This is a genomic window from Streptomyces sp. NPDC027962 (genome assembly GCF_055566095.1).
Map to the genome: position 1 here is coordinate 1 of NZ_JBVHTA010000060.1, position 18604 is coordinate 18604.

General features: G+C 68.5%; 19 protein-coding genes, 1 tRNA gene and 2 pseudogenes. 10 read left to right on the forward strand and 12 right to left on the reverse strand.

The genetic code is table 11. The features are described from left to right. Positions 1 to 257: integrase core domain-containing protein (locus tag ACZ4SA_RS34285; protein WP_468281935.1), on the forward strand; the 257-nt coding region annotated here is incomplete at its 5' end. 28 nt (positions 258 to 285) lie between these two features. Then, positions 286 to 483, forward strand: a pseudogene (locus ACZ4SA_RS34290) (LuxR C-terminal-related transcriptional regulator); the annotation flags it as partial. 70 nt (positions 484 to 553) lie between these two features. On the opposite strand, the gene ACZ4SA_RS34295 reads toward ACZ4SA_RS34290, so the two are convergent. Genes ACZ4SA_RS34295 through dnaK form a run of 4 tightly spaced genes read right to left on the reverse strand, consistent with a single transcriptional unit; the run spans position 554 to position 4717 of the window. Further along, complete coding sequence (locus tag ACZ4SA_RS34295; RefSeq protein ID WP_468281937.1) at positions 554 to 1003, reverse strand: heat shock protein transcriptional repressor HspR; 450 nt, start codon at positions 1001 to 1003, stop codon at positions 554 to 556. Between the two features lies 1 nt (position 1004). Next, positions 1005 to 2186: a molecular chaperone DnaJ gene (gene dnaJ, locus ACZ4SA_RS34300; RefSeq protein ID WP_468281939.1), complete on the reverse strand. Its 1182-nt coding sequence runs from the start codon at positions 2184 to 2186 to the stop codon at positions 1005 to 1007. A 30-nt stretch (positions 2187 to 2216) separates the two neighbouring features. Continuing rightward, positions 2217 to 2867, reverse strand: coding sequence for a nucleotide exchange factor GrpE (gene grpE / locus ACZ4SA_RS34305; protein WP_468281941.1), 651 nt, complete (start codon positions 2865 to 2867; stop codon positions 2217 to 2219). Next, positions 2864 to 4717, reverse strand: a complete 1854-nt coding sequence (dnaK, locus tag ACZ4SA_RS34310) for a molecular chaperone DnaK (RefSeq protein WP_468281943.1) — start codon at positions 4715 to 4717, stop codon at positions 2864 to 2866. Before dnaK ends, grpE begins: the two co-directional genes overlap by 4 nt. A 234-nt stretch (positions 4718 to 4951) precedes the next feature. On the opposite strand from dnaK, the gene ACZ4SA_RS34315 reads away from it, so the two are divergent. From ACZ4SA_RS34315 to ACZ4SA_RS34330, 4 genes are all read left to right on the forward strand, one after another. Next, complete coding sequence (locus ACZ4SA_RS34315) at positions 4952 to 5551, forward strand: sugar transferase (protein ID WP_468281945.1); 600 nt, start codon at positions 4952 to 4954, stop codon at positions 5549 to 5551. 129 nt (positions 5552 to 5680) lie between these two features. Further along, positions 5681 to 7966 carry a (Fe-S)-binding protein gene (locus ACZ4SA_RS34320; RefSeq protein WP_468281947.1) on the forward strand — a complete coding sequence of 762 codons (2286 nt, stop codon included), beginning with the start codon at positions 5681 to 5683 and terminating at the stop codon, positions 7964 to 7966. 362 nt (positions 7967 to 8328) lie between these two features. Next, entirely contained in the window at positions 8329 to 9444 is a 1116-nt protein-coding gene (locus tag ACZ4SA_RS34325; protein ID WP_468281949.1) for an FG-GAP repeat domain-containing protein, read from the forward strand. A 163-nt stretch (positions 9445 to 9607) separates the two neighbouring features. After that, on the forward strand, positions 9608 to 10492 hold the full coding sequence (locus ACZ4SA_RS34330) for a Yip1 family protein (RefSeq protein WP_468281951.1): 885 nt from the start codon (positions 9608 to 9610) through the stop codon (positions 10490 to 10492). A 79-nt stretch (positions 10493 to 10571) separates the two neighbouring features. On the opposite strand, the gene ACZ4SA_RS34335 is transcribed toward ACZ4SA_RS34330, so the two are convergent. The 3 genes from ACZ4SA_RS34335 to ACZ4SA_RS34345 form a co-directional block, all read right to left on the reverse strand. Beyond that, positions 10572 to 11069, reverse strand: a complete 498-nt coding sequence (locus ACZ4SA_RS34335; protein WP_468281953.1) for a phosphoribosyltransferase — start codon at positions 11067 to 11069, stop codon at positions 10572 to 10574. Between the two features lie 12 nt (positions 11070 to 11081). Then, positions 11082 to 11657, reverse strand: a complete 576-nt coding sequence (dcd, locus tag ACZ4SA_RS34340) for a dCTP deaminase (protein ID WP_468281955.1) — start codon at positions 11655 to 11657, stop codon at positions 11082 to 11084. A gap of 91 nt (positions 11658 to 11748) precedes the next feature. Then, positions 11749 to 11931, reverse strand: a complete 183-nt coding sequence (locus ACZ4SA_RS34345; RefSeq protein WP_468281957.1) for a hypothetical protein — start codon at positions 11929 to 11931, stop codon at positions 11749 to 11751. A 220-nt stretch (positions 11932 to 12151) separates the two neighbouring features. Here ACZ4SA_RS34345 and ACZ4SA_RS34350 point away from each other — a divergent pair. Next, positions 12152 to 12225, forward strand: a tRNA-Gly gene (locus ACZ4SA_RS34350). 233 nt (positions 12226 to 12458) lie between these two features. On the opposite strand, the gene ACZ4SA_RS34355 is transcribed toward ACZ4SA_RS34350, so the two are convergent. Beyond that, positions 12459 to 12782, reverse strand: coding sequence for a MerR family DNA-binding protein (locus ACZ4SA_RS34355; protein WP_468281959.1), 324 nt, complete (start codon positions 12780 to 12782; stop codon positions 12459 to 12461). Positions 12783 to 12856: 74 nt separating this feature from the next. Here ACZ4SA_RS34355 and ACZ4SA_RS34360 point away from each other — a divergent pair, with 74 nt between their 5' ends. The 3 genes from ACZ4SA_RS34360 to ACZ4SA_RS34370 are packed head-to-tail and all read left to right on the forward strand — an operon-like array spanning position 12857 to position 15127. After that, the gene (locus ACZ4SA_RS34360) at positions 12857 to 13450 is read left to right on the forward strand and encodes a hypothetical protein (protein ID WP_468281961.1); all 594 of its coding nucleotides are present in this window, start codon (positions 12857 to 12859) and stop codon (positions 13448 to 13450) included. Next, on the forward strand, positions 13447 to 14061 hold the full coding sequence (locus ACZ4SA_RS34365) for a hypothetical protein (protein WP_468281963.1): 615 nt from the start codon (positions 13447 to 13449) through the stop codon (positions 14059 to 14061). The genes ACZ4SA_RS34360 and ACZ4SA_RS34365 overlap by 4 nt, the downstream gene beginning before the upstream one ends. Beyond that, entirely contained in the window at positions 14015 to 15127 is a 1113-nt protein-coding gene (locus ACZ4SA_RS34370; protein ID WP_468281965.1) for a glycosyltransferase, read from the forward strand. Before ACZ4SA_RS34365 ends, ACZ4SA_RS34370 begins: the two co-directional genes overlap by 47 nt. Here ACZ4SA_RS34370 and ACZ4SA_RS34375 read toward each other — a convergent pair. From ACZ4SA_RS34375 to ACZ4SA_RS34390, 4 genes and pseudogenes are all read right to left on the reverse strand, one after another. Further along, entirely contained in the window at positions 15097 to 15630 is a 534-nt protein-coding gene (locus ACZ4SA_RS34375) for a phosphotransferase (RefSeq protein WP_468281967.1), read from the reverse strand. The two genes, ACZ4SA_RS34370 and ACZ4SA_RS34375, sit on opposite strands and share 31 nt — an antisense overlap. Positions 15631 to 15682: 52 nt before the next feature. Next, a complete protein-coding gene (locus ACZ4SA_RS34380) occupies positions 15683 to 16141 on the reverse strand; it encodes a phosphotransferase (protein ID WP_468281969.1) in 459 nt (152 codons plus the stop codon). A gap of 52 nt (positions 16142 to 16193) precedes the next feature. Then, positions 16194 to 17792 (reverse strand): endonuclease/exonuclease/phosphatase family protein, encoded by a 1599-nt coding sequence (locus ACZ4SA_RS34385; RefSeq protein ID WP_468281971.1) that lies wholly within the window; start codon positions 17790 to 17792, stop codon positions 16194 to 16196. Positions 17793 to 18077: 285 nt separating this feature from the next. Next, a pseudogene (locus ACZ4SA_RS34390) lies at positions 18078 to 18604 on the reverse strand (hypothetical protein); the annotation flags it as partial.

The following is an 18604-nucleotide window of genomic DNA, read 5'->3' on the forward strand; positions in this document are numbered from 1 at the left end:
TGGGCGTCACCCAGTCCATGGGCCGGGTCGGCTCGTGTTTCGACAACGCCGTCAGCGAGGCGTTCAACAGCGTACTCAAGGTCGAGTACGTCCACCGGCACACCTTCGCCACCCGCGCCGAGACCCGGATCCGGATCGCGACCTGGATCACCGACTTCTACAACACTCGACGGCTACACAGCGTGTGCGGCTGGAAAAGCCCCATCGACTACGAACACGACTACTGGGCCAGCTTCACCGAGGAGCTGGCTGCATAGGAAGGTCTCCACGAAACCGGGGGATTGACAGTTGCTCGTCGCAGGCCATTCCGACGAGATCGTCGCCCGTCGCATGGGAGTCAGCGTGCGGACCTGTCGCACGCACATCGCCCGACTGATGCAGACGCTCGGTGCTTCGAGCCGCACCCACCTCGGTGCACTGCTCGCTCAGTCGGGCATCGTCGGCGTGAGCGGCCGTGTTGCCCCGCGCGCCGAGGACGCCTGATCGCCGCACGCAAAAAGGGGCCGGAGAGCTACTCTCCGGCCCCTCGGGGCACTCCGCAACAACTGCCGCCCTACTCCGGGCGCTTGGGCCGCCACACCACCAGCGCGCTCGCCTGCTGCACGTCCTGGTACGGCACGAGATCGCGCCGGTACGAGGCATGCACCTGCGCTTCGCGCTGCTGCATCGCGACCGCGGCGCCCTCGACGGCCGCCGACAGTTCGCCGACCCGCTGCTGTAGAGCGGCGACCTGGTTCTCCAGTTCGATGATGCGCTTGATACCGGCGAGGTTGATGCCCTCGTCCTGGGACAACTGCTGGACCGTACGCAGCAGTTCGATGTCACGGGCCGAGTAGCGCCGGCCCCGGCCGGGCGTGCGGTCGGGGGAGACGAGACCCAGCCGGTCGTACTGCCGCAGGGTCTGCGGGTGCAGACCCGACAGCTGAGCGGCGACCGAGATGACGTACACCGGTGACTCGTCGGTCAGTTCGTAAGGGTTGCGACTGCGCCCCGACCGGTCCATATCAAGCTCCCTTCGCGGCCTGGAACAACTCCGCCCGCGGATCCTCGCCCGCGGTGGCTTCGCGGTAGGCCTCCAGCGCTTCCTTCGCCTTGTCGCCGAGCTCCTGGGGGACGGCCACTTCCACGGTGACCAGCAGGTCGCCTCGGGTGCCGTCCTTGCGGACCGCGCCCTTGCCGCGGGCACGCATCGTGCGGCCGCCCGGTGTGCCGGCCGGCAGCTTCAGCGTGACCGGGGGCCCGCCGAGCGTCGGCACCTTCACCTCGCCGCCGAGCGCCGCCTCCGTGAAGGAGACCGGCACGGTGACCGTGAGGTTGTCGCCCTTGCGTCCGAAGACGGGGTGGGCGTCGACATGCACGACGACATACAGGTCACCTGCGGGACCGCCGCGCTCACCCGGGGCGCCCTTGCCGCGCAGCCGGATGCGCTGCCCGTCCGAGACACCCGAGGGAATGCGGACCTGCATGGTGCGCGAGGAACGGGCCCGCCCGCTGCCCTTGCAGACCTCACAGGGGTCCTGGGCGATCAGGCCACGGCCCTTGCAGTCCACGCACGGGTCGGTCAGCGAGAAGGAGCCGCTGCCGCCGCGCGAGACCTGGCCGGTGCCGACACAGGTCGGGCACACCCGCGGCGTGCCGTTCTTGTCGCCGGTGCCCGAACAGGTCTTGCACGCGGCCGAGCTGGACATCCTCAGCGGGACCGTCGCCCCGTCGACCGCCTCGGTGAAGCTGAGCGTCACCTCGGACTCGATGTCCTGGCCGCGGCGCGGCTGTGTCCGCGCACCGGTGCCAGCGCCCCGGTTGAACAGGCCGCCGAACACGTCGCCCAGTCCGCCGCCGAAGCCGCCCGCGCCACCCTGGCCCCCGCCCGGGGCGCCTCCGAAGAGGTCGCCCAGGTCGAAGTTGAAGGTACCGCCGGGTCCGCCGGCGCCCGGACGGAAGCCGCCGTTCCCGAAGAGGGCGCGGGCGTCGTCGTACTCCTTGCGCCGCTTGGGGTCACCGAGGACGTCGGCGGCCTCGGAGATCTCCTTGAAGCGCTCCTCGGCCTGCGCGTCACCCTTGTTGGCGTCCGGGTGGAACTCGCGGGCGAGCTTCCGGTACGCCTTCTTGATCTCGGCCTCTGTGGCGTCCTTGGGGACGCCGAGAACCTTGTAGTAGTCCTTCTCGACGAAGTCCTTCGTGCTCATCGACGTCCCTCCTTCCGGACGTTTCCTGCGTCAGCCCTCTTCCGGGCCACCGCTCTCCTCGTCAGCCGCCTTCTCGTCCTTCTGCGCAGCCGGGGCCGCGCCCGGCTGGGGCTCGGCCACCGCGACCCGCGCGGGGCGGATCGTGCGCTCGCCGATGCGGTACCCCGGCTGGAGCACCGCGACGCACGTGGTCTCCGTGACATCCGGCGCGTACGAGTGCATCAGGGCCTCGTGGACGGTCGGGTCGAAGGGCTCGCCCTCCTTGCCGAACTGCTGCAGGCCCATCTTGGCGGCGGCCGTCTCGAGGGACTCGGCCACCGACTTGAACCCGCCCACCAGTTCCCCGTGTTCCCGGGCGCGGCCGATGTCGTCGAGCACGGGCAGCAGCTCGGTCAGCAGAGTCGCCGTGGCGATCTCCTTGACCGTGATCCTGTCGCGCTCCACGCGCCGGCGGTAGTTCTGGTACTCGGCCTGGAGCCGCTGGAGATCCGCCGTGCGCTCGTTGAGCGCCGTACGGGTCTGGTCCAGCTGCGCCGTCAGGCCGGCGATCTTTGCTGCGTCCCCTGCCGGGGCCGCCGGAACCTCCTGCTCGGAGGTCTCGGCGGACTCGGCGGCGTCGTCAGGTGTGGCGCCGGAGGGGACGTCGGGCTTCTCCTCGAAGCCCGGGGTCTCCTCCGTCACGCGGCACCGTCCTTCTTGGGCTTGTCCTCGTCGACGATCTCGGCGTCGACGACGTCGTCGTCGGCCTGAGCACCGGCCTGGCCCTCCGCACCGGCGCCGGCGGCGGCACCCTCGGGCGCGGCGTTGGCGTACATCGCCTGGCCGAGCTTCTGGCTGACCGCGGCGACCTTCTCCGTGGCGGTGCGGATCTCCGCGGTGTCCTCGCCCTTGAGCTTCTCCTTCAGCTCGGTGAGCGCGGTCTCGACCTCGGTCTTGACGTCGCCGGGGACCTTGTCCTCGTTGTCCTTGAGGAACTTCTCCGTCTGGTAGACGAGCTGCTCGCCCTGGTTGCGGGTCTCGGCGGCCTCGCGGCGACGGTGGTCCTCGTCCGCGTACTGCTCGGCCTCCTGGCGCATCCGGTCGACCTCGTCCTTCGGCAGCGAGGAGCCGCCGGTGACGGTCATCTTCTGCTCCTTGCCCGTGCCCAGGTCCTTCGCGGTCACGTGCATGATGCCGTTGGCGTCGATGTCGAAGGAGACCTCGATCTGCGGGACCCCGCGCGGGGCCGGGGGCAGACCGGTCAGCTCGAACATCCCGAGCTTCTTGTTGTACGCCGCGATCTCGCGCTCGCCCTGGTAGACCTGGATCTGCACGGACGGCTGGTTGTCCTCGGCCGTGGTGAAGATCTCGGACCGCTTGGTCGGGATCGTGGTGTTGCGCTCGATGAGCTTGGTCATGATGCCGCCCTTGGTCTCGATACCGAGGGACAGCGGGGTCACGTCGAGGAGCAGGACGTCCTTGACCTCACCCTTGAGGACACCGGCCTGGAGCGAGGCGCCGATCGCGACGACCTCGTCCGGGTTCACACCCTTGTTGGCGTCCTTGCCGCCGGTGAGCTCCTTGACGAGCTCGGCGACGGCGGGCATCCGGGTCGAGCCGCCGACCAGGACCACGTGGTCGATCTCGGACAGCGCGATGCCGGCGTCCTTGATCACGTTGTGGAACGGGGTCTTGCAGCGCTCGAGCAGGTCGGAGGTCAGCTGCTGGAACTGGGCGCGCGTGAGCTTCTCGTCCAGGTGCAGCGGGCCCTCGGCCGACGCCGTGATGTACGGGAGGTTGATCGTCGTCTCGGTCGAGGACGACAGCTCGATCTTCGCCTTCTCCGCGGCCTCGCGCAGACGCTGCAGAGCCATCTTGTCCTTGGCCAGGTCCACGCCGTGACCGGACAGGAACTGCTTGACCAGGTAGTCGACGACGCGCTGGTCCCAGTCGTCACCACCGAGGTGGTTGTCACCGTTGGTGGCCTTCACCTCGACGACGCCGTCGCCGATCTCGAGCAGCGAGACGTCGAAGGTGCCGCCACCGAGGTCGAAGACGAGGATCGTCTGGTCGTCCTTGTCCAGGCCGTAGGCCAGGGCCGCCGCGGTCGGCTCGTTGACGATGCGCAGGACGTTCAGTCCGGCGATCTCACCGGCCTCCTTGGTGGCCTGGCGCTCGGAGTCGTTGAAGTACGCCGGGACGGTGATCACCGCGTCGGTGACCTTCTCGCCCAGGTAGGACTCCGCGTCGCGCTTCAGCTTCTGCAGGATGAACGCGCTCATCTGCTGCGGGTTGAAGTTCTTCCCGTCGAGCTCGATCTTCCAGTCCGTGCCCATGTGGCGCTTGACCGACCGGATGGTCCTGTCGACGTTGGTGACCGCCTGACGCTTGGCCACCTCGCCGACCAGCACCTCACCGTTCTTCGCGAAGGCGACGACGGACGGCGTGGTCCTGGCACCCTCGGCGTTGGTGATGACGGTGGGCTCGCCGCCCTCCAGAACGCTGACGACGGAGTTAGTCGTGCCCAGGTCGATGCCGACCGCACGTGCCATTTCGATTCCTCCAGCTGACTTGAGTGGAACTGGCTCAAGGATGCCTCACCCATTCCACGGAGTCAACGTACGTGAGTCGGGGGCACTCAACTTTTATCCCGCCCTTACGTGCAGACCTGGGCCCGCACCTGCGCCCACGCGCGTGGCGGGCCCTTCCCGAGCGTGCGCATCTGGGAGAGTCATATCCGAAAAAAGCGGTCAAGAACTGTCATTCGTGACGAGAGGCGCGCCCCCGTGCCGGCAAAGAGAGCCGTCGATGTGACGGGCACCCTGATCCTTCTCCTGCTGCTGTCGCCGGTCCTGCTGGCCACCGCGGCCGCCGTCGCGGCCACGTCCGCGGGCCCGGTGCTGCGGCGGTCGGAGCGGGTGGGCCTTCGCGGCCGCACCTTCACGATGTTCACGTTCCGCACCAAACGCGCGGGCGCCGTCACGGCGGGCGGCGCCGGGACGGCCACCGCCGCAGTGGACCCCGTCACAGCCGTGGGACACGTACTGCACCGGCACTTCCTGGACCGGCTCCCCCAGCTGTTCAACGTTCTGCGCGGCGACATGTCACTGGTGGGCCCGCTTCCGCTGGCCGCGCGCGAGGCGGACGCGAAGGGCCCCGGAACCGGCCGCGCCAGGCTCGCCGTACGACCCGGAATCACCGGCCTGTGGCAGGTCAGCGCGCGCTCGGACCTCCCCTGGGAGGAAATGACGGTGCTCGACCTGCATTATGTGGAGCAGCACTGGCTGGGACTCGACCTGATGGTCCTGGCCCGTACCGTCCCCGCCGTGGTGGCCGGACGGCGTCCGGCAGAGGTCAAGCAGACGGCCCCGGTCAGGGTTGCCTGAGCGACACAGATCACCGCGCGCGCGGCTACAGTGCGGCCGAATAAGTGGGTACTCTCAGCACGGACTGAATAAGTTACCGCTTAGTAGTAGTGCTGGATCACCCACCCTCGCAGGCCCGAGGAGCCCCCAATGCAACTCGCCGCGATCATCGTGTCGCTGACCCTGACGGTGGTCGGCGTTGCGCTCATCTCCCGAGCGGTCGCGCAGATCTACCGGTTCGTCAAGCTCGGCCAGCCCGTCCCCGCGGGCAGCCGGACCGACAACCCCAAGGCGCGCACGATCACCCTGGTCAAGGAGTTCCTCGGCCATACCCGGATGAACCGCTGGGGGATCGTGGGCTTCGCCCACTGGTTCGTCGCGGTCGGCTTTCTGACGCTGCCGCCCACGCTGGTGCAGGCGTTCGGACAGCTCTTCGAGGCCGACTGGGTGCTCCCGATCGTCGGCGGCTTCCTGCCCTTCGAGCTCTACATCGAGTTCATCGGCGTGATGACGATCCTCGGCATCCTCGTCCTGATGGCCATCCGGCTGCTGAACCTGCCCTCCAGGGCGGGCCGCAAGTCGCGCTTCGCCGGCTCCAAGGCCTGGCAGGCGTACTTCGTCGAGTACGTCATCCTCACCATCGGCCTGGCGATCTACACGCTGCGCGGCCTCGAGGGCGCCATCCACCACGTCGAGGGCTACGAGGCCGCCTACTTCGCCTCGTACCCCCTGGTCCTCGCCTTCAAGGGCCTGAGCCTGTCCACGCTGCAGACGCTGATCTACTTCACCGCGATGGTGAAGATCAGCACCTCCTTCATCTGGGCGATCACGGTCGCGCTCAACACCAACATGGGTGTGGCCTGGCACCGCTTCCTCGGCTTCCCGAACATCTGGTTCAAGCGCAACGCCACCGGCGAGAGTGCCCTCGGCGAGCTGAAGCCCATGACATCGGGCGGCAAGGAGATCGACTGGGAGGACCCGGGCGAGGACGACGTGTTCGGCGTCTCCCAGGTCGAGCAGTTCTCCTGGAAGGGCATCCTCGACTTCTCCACCTGCACCGAGTGCGGCCGCTGCCAGTCGCAGTGCCCCGCCTGGAACACCGGCAAGCCGCTGTCCCCGAAGCTGCTGATCATGTCGCTGCGCGACCACGCGCACGCCAAGGCCCCGTACCTGCTGGCCGGCGGCGGCAAGACCATGGAGGGCGAGGAGAAGGCCTCCGCCGAGCAGCTGGGGGACGTGCCCGCCGCGGCGCTCGCCGAGGCCGAGCGCCCGCTGATCGGCACCGCCGAGGAGAACGGCGTCATCGACCCGGACGTCCTGTGGTCCTGCACCACCTGCGGCGCCTGCGTCGAGCAGTGCCCGGTCGACATCGAGCACATCGACCACATCGTCGACATGCGCCGCTACCAGGTCATGATCGAGTCCTCGTTCCCGTCCGAGGCGGGCACGATGCTCAAGAACCTGGAGAAGAAGGGCAACCCCTGGGGCCTGGCCAAGAAGCAGCGGGTGGAGTGGACCAAGGAGGTCGACTTCGAGGTCCCGATCGTCGGCAAGGACGTCGAGGACCTCACCGAGGTCGACTACCTCTACTGGGTCGGCTGCGCCGGCGCCCTCGAGGACCGCGCCAAGAAGACCACCAAGGCCTTCGCGGAGCTGCTGCACATGGCGGGCGTCAAGTTCGCGATCATGGGCGGCGAGGAGAAGTGCACCGGCGACTCCCCGCGCCGCCTGGGCAACGAGCCGCTGTTCCAGCAGCTCGGCCAGGAGAACGTCGCGATGCTGAACATGGCGTTCGGTGAGTCCCTCGACGAGGACGGAGGGGTGGACGAGTCGACGAAGAAGCCGAAGTCGGCCAAGAGGATCGTCGCGACCTGCCCGCACTGCTTCAACACGATCGCGAACGAGTACCCGCAGCTGGGCGGCGATTTCGAGGTCATCCACCACACGCAGCTGCTGCAGCACCTCATCGACGAGGGCAAGCTCGTCCCCGTCACGCCGGTCGACGGCCTGATCACCTACCACGACCCCTGCTACCTGGGCCGCCACAACAAGGTCTACACGCCCCCGCGCGAGATCATGTCGGCCGTCCCCGGCCTGCGCCAGCAGGAGATGCACCGCCACAAGGAACGCGGCTTCTGCTGCGGCGCCGGTGGTGCGCGGATGTGGATGGAGGAGCGGATCGGCAAGCGCATCAACACCGAGCGCGTCGACGAGGCCCTGTCCCTCAACCCGGACATCGTCTCCACCGCCTGCCCGTTCTGCCTGGTCATGCTCACCGACTCCGTCAACGGCAAGAAGAACGACGGCAAGGCGCCGGAGTCCCTCCAGGTCGTCGACGTCGCGCAGCTGCTGCTCGACTCGGTGAAGACCCCGCCGGCCGACCCGGAGCCCTCCGCGGAACCGGCGGACGCCCCGGAACCGGAGCCGGTGAAGTAACCGTCTCCTGGGTGAAGTAACCGTCTCCTGCAGGAGACAGTGAGCGGCCGGACCTGCCTCGGGGGCAGGACCGGCCGCTCACGCGTGAGGGCGCGCGTTCCGTTCCGGGCGGCCACACGGTGGGGCCGCCCGCTCGCTTCCGGGCGGCCACGGACGTGACCAGCCGCCGCGCACACCCGTGACCAGCCGCCGCATAACCTTTGGCCTTCGAACAGTCGCGAACCATTGCCCGGGGCGACCTTCCGGACGAGCATCGTGGGCGACCGGGACAGCGAAACCAGGACAGCGAACACGACTGAAACCGCGGAACCGCAAAACTGCGGACCGCGGAAGTGCGAAACCTCGGATACAGGGGGTGGGCCATGCGTACACGGACGAGAGCGGCGACGGCGCTGGGTGCCCTCTGCGCCTGCACGGTCCTGCTGACCACCCTCAGCGGCTGCGACAACGCCCCCGAGCCCGTCACATCGAGGGCCGAAGCGAAGAACGGCGACACGGACCCGGCCGCGGACCGCACCACCGAGCCCTCGCTGCCCGTGCCACGCGGCCAAGGCAGCCGGATCCCCTTCGACTTCAACGGCGACGGCCGCCGCGACCTCGTGCTGAACGACCTGGTGAAGTCGCTCCGTGACAGCCACGGCGACGACGCGGGCATCGGCGTCGTCTACGGCACGGACACCGCCCGCCGCCTCGACCCTGCCGTACGTCAGCTCCTCACGCCGCAAACCCACGGCGCCGAGGTCAAGGGCACGTTGCCGGCCGCGTTCGACGCCGAGACCTCCTGCGACCTCGACAAGGACGGCTACGCGGACCTGGTCGTCGCCACGGACCCGCCGTACGACGGCATCGGCCGCCCGCCCGTGCCCCTCCAGCTGCTCTTCGGCTCCCCCACCGGAATCACCGGCAAGGCGGCCGTCCTGCGGATCCCCGAGCAGGCCCGCTACGGGAACGACTGGCCCGACCACCCCGTCTGCGGTGACTTCGACGGCGACGGCAGCGCCGACCTGGCCGTCACCGCCTCCGCCGGGCGCGTCAGCTTCCTGCGCGGCCCCTTCTCCCGCGCCGGCGCCCCGCGCACCGCCACCGCCCCCGTCCCCGGCGGCGGCCCCGCCCTCGCCGCGCCCTCGCCGCGCGCCGACACGAACGGCGACGGTGCCGACGACCTGATCGTCCTGTCCCGTACCCGCGAGGTGGGAGCGGCCGCCAAGGGCAGGATCCTGCTCGGCGGCCCGGCCGGCCCCGGCCGCCGCGGCGGCACGTACGCCTTCGACGCGGTCGAGCCGCCACCGGCGCCCGAGCTGCCCACCGGCGAGACGAAACCCGTCACGGACGTACTCGCGTACGCCGACTTCGACGGCGACAAACGACCGGACGTGGTGACACGGACCCACCGGGGCGAGCGGGCCGACGTGGTCGCGCTGTACCCGGCGGTCACCCGGCCGGCGGTGACCTTCAGCACCTCCGTCTTCCTGCTCTGACCTGCGGTCGGTCGGCTGCCGGGCGGCCGCCGACCGACCGCTGCGGAGCGGACCGTTGGCAACCCTCGGGCATCCCCTAGGGGATGTCACAGGTCAGCCGCAAAGGCTCCCGGTTCCCGGTCTGCCGCCACCTCGCGTTCGCGGACCGGGTACGTTCGATTACGTGGCTGGATTCAGGATCGGACGCGGCCGGGACAACCGCACCCCGCAACAACAGCAGGCGCCGCAGGCGCCGCCGCCCTACCAGGGCGGTGGTCGTCCGGCAGCGCCGCCGTACGCGCAACAGCAGCGGCAGCAGCAGTGGCCGCAGGCCGGCGGCGGGCCCCGGCAGGGCGGCGGGTACGACGAACCGGAGTACTTCGGCGACCCGCACCCGCCGTACGCCCCACCCCAGGACCCGTACGCGGCCAACAACCCGGGCCACACGCAGATGTTCAGCGTGCACGACGATCCCTACGGCGACGGCGCCACCTACCGCTCCGGTGCCGCACCGGCGGCCCCGGCAGGTCCGCGACTGCACTGGAAGCAGCTGCTGAGCGGCATCGTGCTGCGGCCCGGACCGACGTTCCTGCAGATGCGCGACCACGCCGTCTGGGGCCCGGCGCTCGTCGTCACGTTCCTCTACGGCATGCTCGCGATCTTCGGCTTCGACGAGCCGCGGGACGAGGCGATCAACGCGACGCTCTCGAACGCGATCCCGTACGTGCTCGTCACGGGCGTGGCGTTCGTCATCAGCGGTCTGGTCCTCGGCGCCGTGACCCACACCCTGGCCCGCCAGCTGGGCGGCGACGGCGCATGGCAGCCGACGGTCGGCCTCTCCATGCTGATCATGTCCATCACGGACGCCCCTCGCCTGGTCTTCGCCCTCTTCCTCGGCGGCGAGAACTCCCTTGTCCAGGTACTGGGATGGGTGACCTGGCTGGCGGCTGGAGCCCTGTTCACCTCGATGGTGAGCAAGTCGCACGACCTGCCGTGGCCGAAGGCGCTGGGCGCGTCGGCGATCCAGCTGGTCGCGCTGCTGTCCATCATCAAGCTCGGCACGATCTGACCGACGTACCAAAAGGCCTCCGCCGGTTCGGCGGAGGCCTTTTCTTGCTTCACGGCACCCTGTCCTGTGCGACACCCGGTCAGGCGTCGAGCACCTGACCGCTGCGCCGCACGACGGGCTTCTCGACACTCCAGGGGAAGTTGATCCAGTCGTCGGTGCGCTTCCAGACGTACTCGCACTTCACGAGCGAGTGCGACTTCTCATAGATGACCGCGGACCGAACCTCCGCCACATGGTCGAGGCAGAAGTCGTGGACGAGCTTGAGCGTCTTACCGGTGTCCGCGACGTCGTCCGCGATGAGGACCTTCTTGTTGGAGAAGTCGATCGCGTTCGGCACGGGCGCCAGCATGACCGGCATCTCGAGGGTGGTTCCCACACCCGTGTAGAACTCGACGTTCACGAGATGGATGTTCTTGCAGTCCAGCGCGTACGCCAGCCCGCCGGCCACGAACACACCGCCGCGTGCGATGGACAGCACGACGTCGGGCTCGTACCCGTCGTCGGCGATCGTCTGCGCCAGCTCGCGGACCGCGCCGCCGAACTTCTCATACGTCAGGTTCTCGCGTACGTCACCCATGTCGTGCGGCCCTCACACCTGCGTCCGATGGAAATTGATGAACGACCGGGAGGCCGTCGGCCCACGCTGCCCCTGGTAACGCGAGCCGGAGCGCGCGCTCCCGTACGGCTCCTCCGCGGGCGAGCTGAGCCGGAACATGCAGAGCTGCCCGATCTTCATGCCCGGCCAGAGCTTGATCGGCAGAGTGGCGAGATTCGACAGCTCGAGCGTCACATGCCCGGAGAACCCGGGGTCGATGAAGCCGGCCGTCGAGTGCGTCACCAGACCGAGCCGCCCAAGACTGGACTTCCCCTCGAGCCTCGACGCAAGATCGTCCGGCAGCGAGATGACCTCGTAGGTCGACGCGAGCACGAACTCGCCGGGGTGCAGGATGAACGCCTCGTCCCCCTCCGGCTCGACGAGCCGGGTCAGATCGCTCTGCTCCACCGCCGGATCGATGTGCGGGTAGCGGTGATTCTCGAACACCCGGAAGTAGCGGTCCAGCCGCACATCGATGCTCGAGGGCTGCACCATGGATTCGTCGTACGGATCGATGCGCACGCGCCCGGCGTCGATCTCGGCCCGGATGTCCTTGTCTGAGAGAAGCACGCCCCGAGGATACGCAGAGCGCGCGGGCGGCCCCCAATCGGACACCTGCCCACGCGCCCCGTCCATCTCCACGATCTGCGCTTCTGCGCCTCTACCGCTTGCCCTGCTGCCCCTGTCCCACGGGCACGGCATTCCTCAGCCGCGCACACCGCGGACACCGGATGAGCCGCCCGGGCCCGATCCGGTCGGCTCCCAGCTGCTGCAACGGAAACGAAGCGGTACTGAACACGTGCCCCTCGGCACAGCGGACGAGGGTGCGCTCCATCAGATCCATCGGGCCCCTTCCCCATCGAATGCGGATGACCCTCACATTAGGGGGTGACCCGGACACCATCACACGCGGCACTCCGCCCCGCCACGGTACGCCCCAACTCCCGCTCCCCGCACCCGCGTACGGGCCCCGGAAAGCACAAAAGCCCCGCGGCGAAATACACCGTGGGACGAGCGATGGGGTAGAGTGTGCGACGATGCGGCACCGATCACCGGTGCGCTGTGCGGGTGTAGTTTAATGGTAGAACATGAGCTTCCCAAGCTCAGAGCGCGGGTTCGATTCCCGTCACCCGCTCCATAGAGAAGCCCCAGGTCAGCGACCTGGGGCTTCGTCATTGTCTAGACCTCTTGAGGACTGTCGTGCCCTCCGCGTGCCCTAACCCCTAGGAATGCCCTGCTCGGAGGGGGTGTCGACGCACTACCTGCACCACCTGACCGCCAGGCCATCTCGGATCGCGATACATATTTACTGTGACCTGCACCACTTGCCGCGATCCTGGGTGCGCATTCGCGGGCCGAAACCCGGGGCGTCTACCGCTCAGTGGCGAAGATGGTGCAGATGCCGTCCTCCGCGCAGGTGACCGGGTCGGTCTCGGCGGCGCGGGCGAGGACGCGAAGTGCGCTGCGGGTGGTGCGGAGTTCGGCGATGCGCCGGTCGATCTCGTCGAGGTGCTGGTCGATGAGGTCACCGACGTGGGAGCAGGGGGCTTGTCCGCTGTCGCGGAGGGCCAGGATGCCGCGGATCTCGGCGAGGGTGAGGCCGGCGTGCTGGGCGTCGCGGATGAAAGCGAGCCGGGCGGCGGCTTCGGGCGCGTAGTCGCGGTAGCCGCCGGGGGTCCGCGGTGGTGCGGGCATCAGGCCGGCCCGACTTCGCATTGTCAGCATCCGGGACCTTTCTCGCCCATCCCCGCCCTCTCACCGTTGCGACGGTGTTCACCCGCTCCACCAGCGTCCACCCGAGCCTGGAGGACGCCTACGCCACCGAGGCCGCCGTGTCCGAACTGCGGAACCGGGAGGGTGCCGTCGCGCTCGCCCCCTTCGCCGCCAACCGGCTCTTACTCGACCACAAGGACGCGGATCCTCCGTACCGGCCTTACAGCAAGGGCCGACTGGACCAGATCACCGACCAACTCGGCGAGATCATCGACGCCTACCCCGACGCTGAACTCCTCGCTCCCGCTGCCGTCACGCGTCACCCCGACCACCTCCTCGTCCACGAAGCGGCCGTACGCCTCGGATGCCGGTGGTTCTGGGAGGACCTCGCCTTCTGGTCCACCTACGCGCTCGCCGGCTGCGACCGGCACCTCTTCCGTGCCCGCACCGGCCCCGCCGTCGTCCCGGAGCTCGTCGACGTCACGAGCGTGGTCCTCGACAAGATCACTCTCCTGCGGATGCACGGCTCACAGATGCACCCGGCCCGGAAGATGTACCGGCCGATCCGGCACGCCTGGACCACCGCCGCCGACCTCCTGGCCGGCACCGGAACCTACGCGGAGCGCTTCTACCGGACGGAGTCGCTGTGAGGGTCATCGCCCTCGAAGGGCCCTCGTACGCCGGGAAGTCCACCGTCGTCAACCACCTTCGGGACAGCGGCATCGGGGATCGGGCGTTCGTGTCGGCCTGCTATGTCAAACACATCGCCCACCGGGATGACATCCCTCCGGCCCGCACCGAGTCCGCGGCCGTGCAGCTCGCCGCGTTCGAGCAGTTCATGGGTATCGAGGCAGCTCGTGTCCGCGAGGCGCTCGCCAGCGGCAGGTCCGTCGTGATCCTCGACCGCTCCGTGGACACCCTCCTTGCCCACGCCCATGCCCTCGACGCCCTGTTCGGCTACGACGTCCACCTCCAGCTCCGCGACCGGCTCCAGGTGCTGCCGTTCCTACGCCCCCACCACCCTCTCTACCTCGACGTTCCCGCCGAGGTGCTGAGCCTTCGCCGCAAGGTGGCCGGTCACACGGCGGCGGAGTCCGACTACTTCCTCCACGAGCCCGCTTTCCTCGCCCACGCCCGGGAGTACTTCGTCTCTGGCGCACAGCCGCCGGTGTCCCGCGAGGTGACCGTCGTTCCCGCCGACATCAGCCCGGGGGATGTCGCGCACGCGGTGGAATCCCTCGTCACGCTCTGGACGAGGTGACCGGCCCGATGCCCACCGCCCTCTTCGCCTGGCGACGCACACCGCCCCGCTCCTCATCGGCGGAGCCGAAGTCACCCAACAGCTCCTTGCCGAGGAACTCGCCGCAGCCGGCTGGCAGGTCGTCTACCTGGGCTGCCACCAAGCGCCCTGGGACCAGGCCACACAGCTCCCCCAGATCCGCGCCTTCCTCGACACCCACCACGCGCCGTACGACGAAACGCAGGGAGCACTGCGCTACGCGTGGAACGGGGTGGACTGCATCGCTGTAGGGCAGGACCAGACCGCATCCGCCCTCGGCAGCCTACTGTCGGCGCTGAAGCCCGACGTCGTGTTCACATCGCGGGAGGGCTCGTCCGACCTCAGCGCCCAGGCCCGGCCCGCCGCGCTCGTCGCGGGCATCCTGCACTCCGCGTCGAAGACCGGCCTCGGCGTTCTCGCCGGCCGGCCTCACCACGGGCTGGCCGTCTCCGAGTTCGTACGCAAGCGGGCACCCCAGACCGACGGGACCCGCCTCGCCGTCCTCCACCCGCCGTTCACGCCACCGCAGTCGAGCACCCACGTGCCGCGGACTGAGTCAGTACTCATGGTCAACCCAATCCCTGCGAAGGGCTCGGACCTCCTGCACCAGATCATCCGCCTGATGCCGGAGCAGCGCTTCACCCTCGTCGAGGGCTGGTGGAACACTGCCGCCCAGTTCACCACCTACCCCAACGTGACTTACGTCCCCCGGGTCTACGACATGAACCCCCTCTACCGCAGCAATCGCCTGCTGCTGGTGTCTTCCATGGTGGAGGACGCCTTCCCCCGAGTGATCATCGAAGCCGCCTTGCACGGGACACCGAGCATCGGCACCGACCGGGGTGGCATCCCAGAAACCATTGGCGATGCCGGGATCGTCCTGCCCCACACCGCGGGACCGCAGGCGTGGGCAGACGTCATCCGTACGACCGACCACGACGGCCTCGGCAAGCAGGCTCGCCGGCACGCAACACGCTTCGCCGGTCCGCGCCTGCCCGCCCTCGAAACCCTGGGGGTCTACCCCTCCGCGAAAGCGGCCTCGACCTGATCCAGCCGGTCCGTCCACCAGTGCAGCAGCGCCTCGTCCGCGGTGAACAGCTCGTCGCGGGAAAAGTCACCCCGGTCGTAGTGGAACTCCAGCTGCCAGAAGTCCGTCATCCGCTTCCACCACAGTCGGCGGGCACTGTTCCACAGCGCGGACGATTCCAGCGGCACCACAGACCGGTAGCCGCGCACGAACGCCGACACGCGGGCGAGGTCGAACACCCCGTCCACCCCGAACTGCACCTGCGCCGTCCGCACGACCTCCTCCGCGTACGGGCGAACGCCGACACGGTCCCAGTCCAGGACGGCGACCAGCTCCCCGCCTTCCCACAGCAGGTTCCGATACTGGACATCGCCGTGTGTCCACCCATGCGCCCCTTCGCGGGCTGCATGCGCCGGTCTGCGGTCGGCATGCTTGTCAATCAGCAGCCGACGCTGATCAAGCGCCGCCGCGGCCGCCGTGTCGAAGGCGCTACCGGCACCCTTGGCGACCACTGCTCTGGACAACCGTTCAGACTTCTCCGCAGCCCGCTCCGGCGACGTGACGTCCGCCGTGACCTCATCGGGCACCACAGGCAGCAGCCCCCGGCCGCAGGCCCGGACGAGGCCAACGTGCACGCCCCCCCAGGTGCGCGCCCAGCGCAGCGACCTGGGACAAGTTGAGATCGACTCCTCGGATGTGCGTACCGTCCGCCCACGGGATCAGGCACCAGACGCCTCCGCCCACCTCAGCGACCAGCGAACCGGAAACGGTGGCGGCAGGACGACTTACGGGGATGCCGTAGGTGGCCAGCGCAGCCAGCACCCCCAGGTTGCGATCCAACCGATCACGGGTCACGTCGGTGACCCGCTTGAGGGCGAACACCCCGACGGGAGTGTCCACCCTCCAGTTCGCGTTCATCAGCCCTTCGGCGAGGTACCGGCGCTCCCACACCTCTCCGAGCCCGAAGGTGCTGATCAACTCAGCGAGGACGCTGCCGGGGATGTCAGCCCTGTCCGTCACGGTCGCATCAGTCACCTGGGGGACGATACGCGAGCACGCAGCGCCCTCGCTGCTGTGTAGCGGTGTTTCAGGTCAGGGTGAACGTCGTCACCACGGCGCGGTGATCGCTGACCCATTCGTTGTTCTGATGGTTGGGAACCGGCTGTGGCGTGCCACGGACCTCGGCCGTCGAGATGATCGGCGTTGCTGCGCCGACGTAGTGCACGAAGTCGATGCGGTCCTGCGGTTCGTCCGGCCCCGTGGAGCCGCTGTGCTTGGGGTACACGGGGGACCACGTGTCGCCTGTCAAGATCGCCGGAGCAGGGTTGACAACCCGGTACGAGTCGTTGAGACCGGCGTCGGCGACGGCCTTGGTGGTGGGCCAGTTGACGGAGGTGTAGCCACAGTTCTGGCTCGCGGCCGCAGGCACCCAGTCCAGATGCGACGGCGTGTTGAAGTCACCGGCCAGGAACACCGGCGGGCCGCCGCTCTTGGCCGCGTCGATCTCGGTCGCCGCCTTGCTGAGGATGTCGTTGATCTCCACAACCCGCCGGGAAGTGTTCTGCTCGACGTCCTCGATCTGTGCCGGTGTCATTCCTTCGTAGCAAGCGTTGTAAGGCCCGTAGTACTGATAGTCCAAGTGGGCCGACCACACCACGGCTTCCTTACCGGCGCCCAGGTTGAGCCGGGCGCCGAGCCCGGAGTCGTCCAGTGCGAGCCCGAAGGTCTGCGTGATCGCGTACCTGCTGAGGATCGCCACGCTGGCGGGGCCTTGGTAGTAGTACCAGCCCAGGCTCCTTGCCAGATCCCTGGCGAAGTACCCCTGGGTTTCCTGCAGGGCCACCACGTCCGCGCCGCTGGAGGTGACGAAGTTGGTGGCCTTGGTGAGGCCGCCGGTCACCTGGGTGGCGGCATGCCAGGTGTTGAAGGACGCCACCTTCAGTGTGGTGGCCGGGGTGGAGGGCACGATGCGGAACTTCAGCGGGCTGGCCACGCGGCTGTAGCCGTTGTCGTACAGGTAGTAGGCGACGTAGTGGCCGGGGCTGAGGCCGGTGGTCGGGATCGAGATCTGGCCGGAGGAGCCAGGGGCGTACAGCCACCTGCTCGCGGGCCCGACGTACTGGTCATTAACCGGGCCGTTGCCCGGATCGGCGTAGAGGCCGACCCAGTTGAGGGCGCTGGGCTGGCTCGTGCTGTACGTAACCGAGATCGGGGTACCCGCCGGGTAGTCGAGCTGGTCCAGGCTCATCGAACCGGTCGGTGTCCGCGAGGAGCTCGTGATGCGGAACTTCACCGGGTTGGCCAGCCAGCTGTAGCCGTCATTGTGCAGGTAGTAGGCCACGTAGGCGCCGGCGCTGAGACCGGAGGCCGGGATCGAGATCTGGCCGGATGTGCCGGGGGCATACTTCCACTTCGTCGAGGCCCCGAGGTACTGGCCATTGACCGGGCCGTTGCCAGGATCGGCATAGATACCGACCCAGTTGCTGGAGCTGGGCTGGGTCGTGGTGTAGGTGACCGTGATCTGCTGGTTCGTCCGATAGTCGAGCTGGTTCAAGCTCATCGTGCCGGAGGGAGCTGCGTAGGCGGGCAGCGGAACAGCCAGGCCCAGCAACACAGCGACCGTGATCAGCAGTGCTCTCAGACCCATCCGCGTGCCGCGGCTCGGGCAGTGACTTCGTGTTCTCATCCCCGGCTCTCCCTTATGGCAACAGGGCCCTAACGGTGCATCAAGCAACATAGCAACCCATCAGCGCGTTTGACCTATTCATACCGGTATGAATAACTGAGCCCTTTCAGGGCGGCCACTGATCGGGTGATGCGGGTAGGCGGGCAGAACGCACGAGGCTTCCGGGCTGCCGAGGGGCCTCATCCCCGAACGGGCCTTCATGCCGGTATCGCAGAGCTGTTCTCGGCAGCGCACTGCTGGAGGATCTTGTCGCGCTTGCGGCCGAGGGCCGATTGGTCCCGCTGGTCATGCGACGGAGTGTGTGATCGTTGCGGTGTAGGTGCCTGCGCCGGCGGTGATGGGCACCGCGATGACAAGGGTCGGGTTCCAGCTTGTGGTGTTGTTCCCTGTGCCGGAGGTCAGAGTGAAGGCGGTGCGGGGGGCAGTGAGGGTTTGCGCGTTCGCGGCGGTTGCCTGCCCGGGGGTGAAGGTGCCCGTTCCGGTGGTGTCGGTGGCCGGGCCAGACCAGTAGGACACGGCTGATCTCGTGACTGTCTCGGATGCAGTGCCGCCACCGGTGGTGAAGTCCGTCGCCGAGACGGTGGCCGTCCAGGATGCGTTGGTTTCGTTTCGGGTGTCGCTTACCTGCACGGTGCCGAGTTGGGCGCTGATCATGCTTGAGGGTGACCCGCTGCCCAGGTTCACGGGGGAGGGCACGCTGATCGACAGTGAGCCGCCGGTGACGGTGAGGGTGAAGTTCTGGGTGGCGTCGGGGCCGCTGGTGTTGTGGGCGGTGATGGTCAGGGGATAGGTGCCGGTGGTGGTGGGTGTGC

Excerpts from the sequence above, each read along its gene's own strand:
- ACZ4SA_RS34295 (WP_468281937.1), bottom strand. The coding sequence starts at position 1,003 with ATGGACCGGTCGGGGCGCAGTCGCAACCCTTACGAACTGACCGACGAG.
- dnaJ (WP_468281939.1), bottom strand. The coding sequence starts at position 2,186 with ATGAGCACGAAGGACTTCGTCGAGAAGGACTACTACAAGGTTCTCGGC.
- dnaK (WP_468281943.1), bottom strand. The coding sequence starts at position 4,717 with ATGGCACGTGCGGTCGGCATCGACCTGGGCACGACTAACTCCGTCGTC.
- ACZ4SA_RS34320 (WP_468281947.1), top strand. The coding sequence starts at position 5,681 with ATGCAACTCGCCGCGATCATCGTGTCGCTGACCCTGACGGTGGTCGGC.
- ACZ4SA_RS34325 (WP_468281949.1), top strand. The coding sequence starts at position 8,329 with ATGCGTACACGGACGAGAGCGGCGACGGCGCTGGGTGCCCTCTGCGCC.
- ACZ4SA_RS34335 (WP_468281953.1), bottom strand. The coding sequence starts at position 11,069 with ATGGGTGACGTACGCGAGAACCTGACGTATGAGAAGTTCGGCGGCGCG.
- ACZ4SA_RS34345 (WP_468281957.1), bottom strand. The coding sequence starts at position 11,931 with ATGGATCTGATGGAGCGCACCCTCGTCCGCTGTGCCGAGGGGCACGTG.
- ACZ4SA_RS34355 (WP_468281959.1), bottom strand. The coding sequence starts at position 12,782 with ATGCCCGCACCACCGCGGACCCCCGGCGGCTACCGCGACTACGCGCCC.
- ACZ4SA_RS34370 (WP_468281965.1), top strand. The coding sequence starts at position 14,015 with ATGTCGCGCACGCGGTGGAATCCCTCGTCACGCTCTGGACGAGGTGAC.
- ACZ4SA_RS34385 (WP_468281971.1), bottom strand. The coding sequence starts at position 17,792 with ATGAGAACACGAAGTCACTGCCCGAGCCGCGGCACGCGGATGGGTCTG.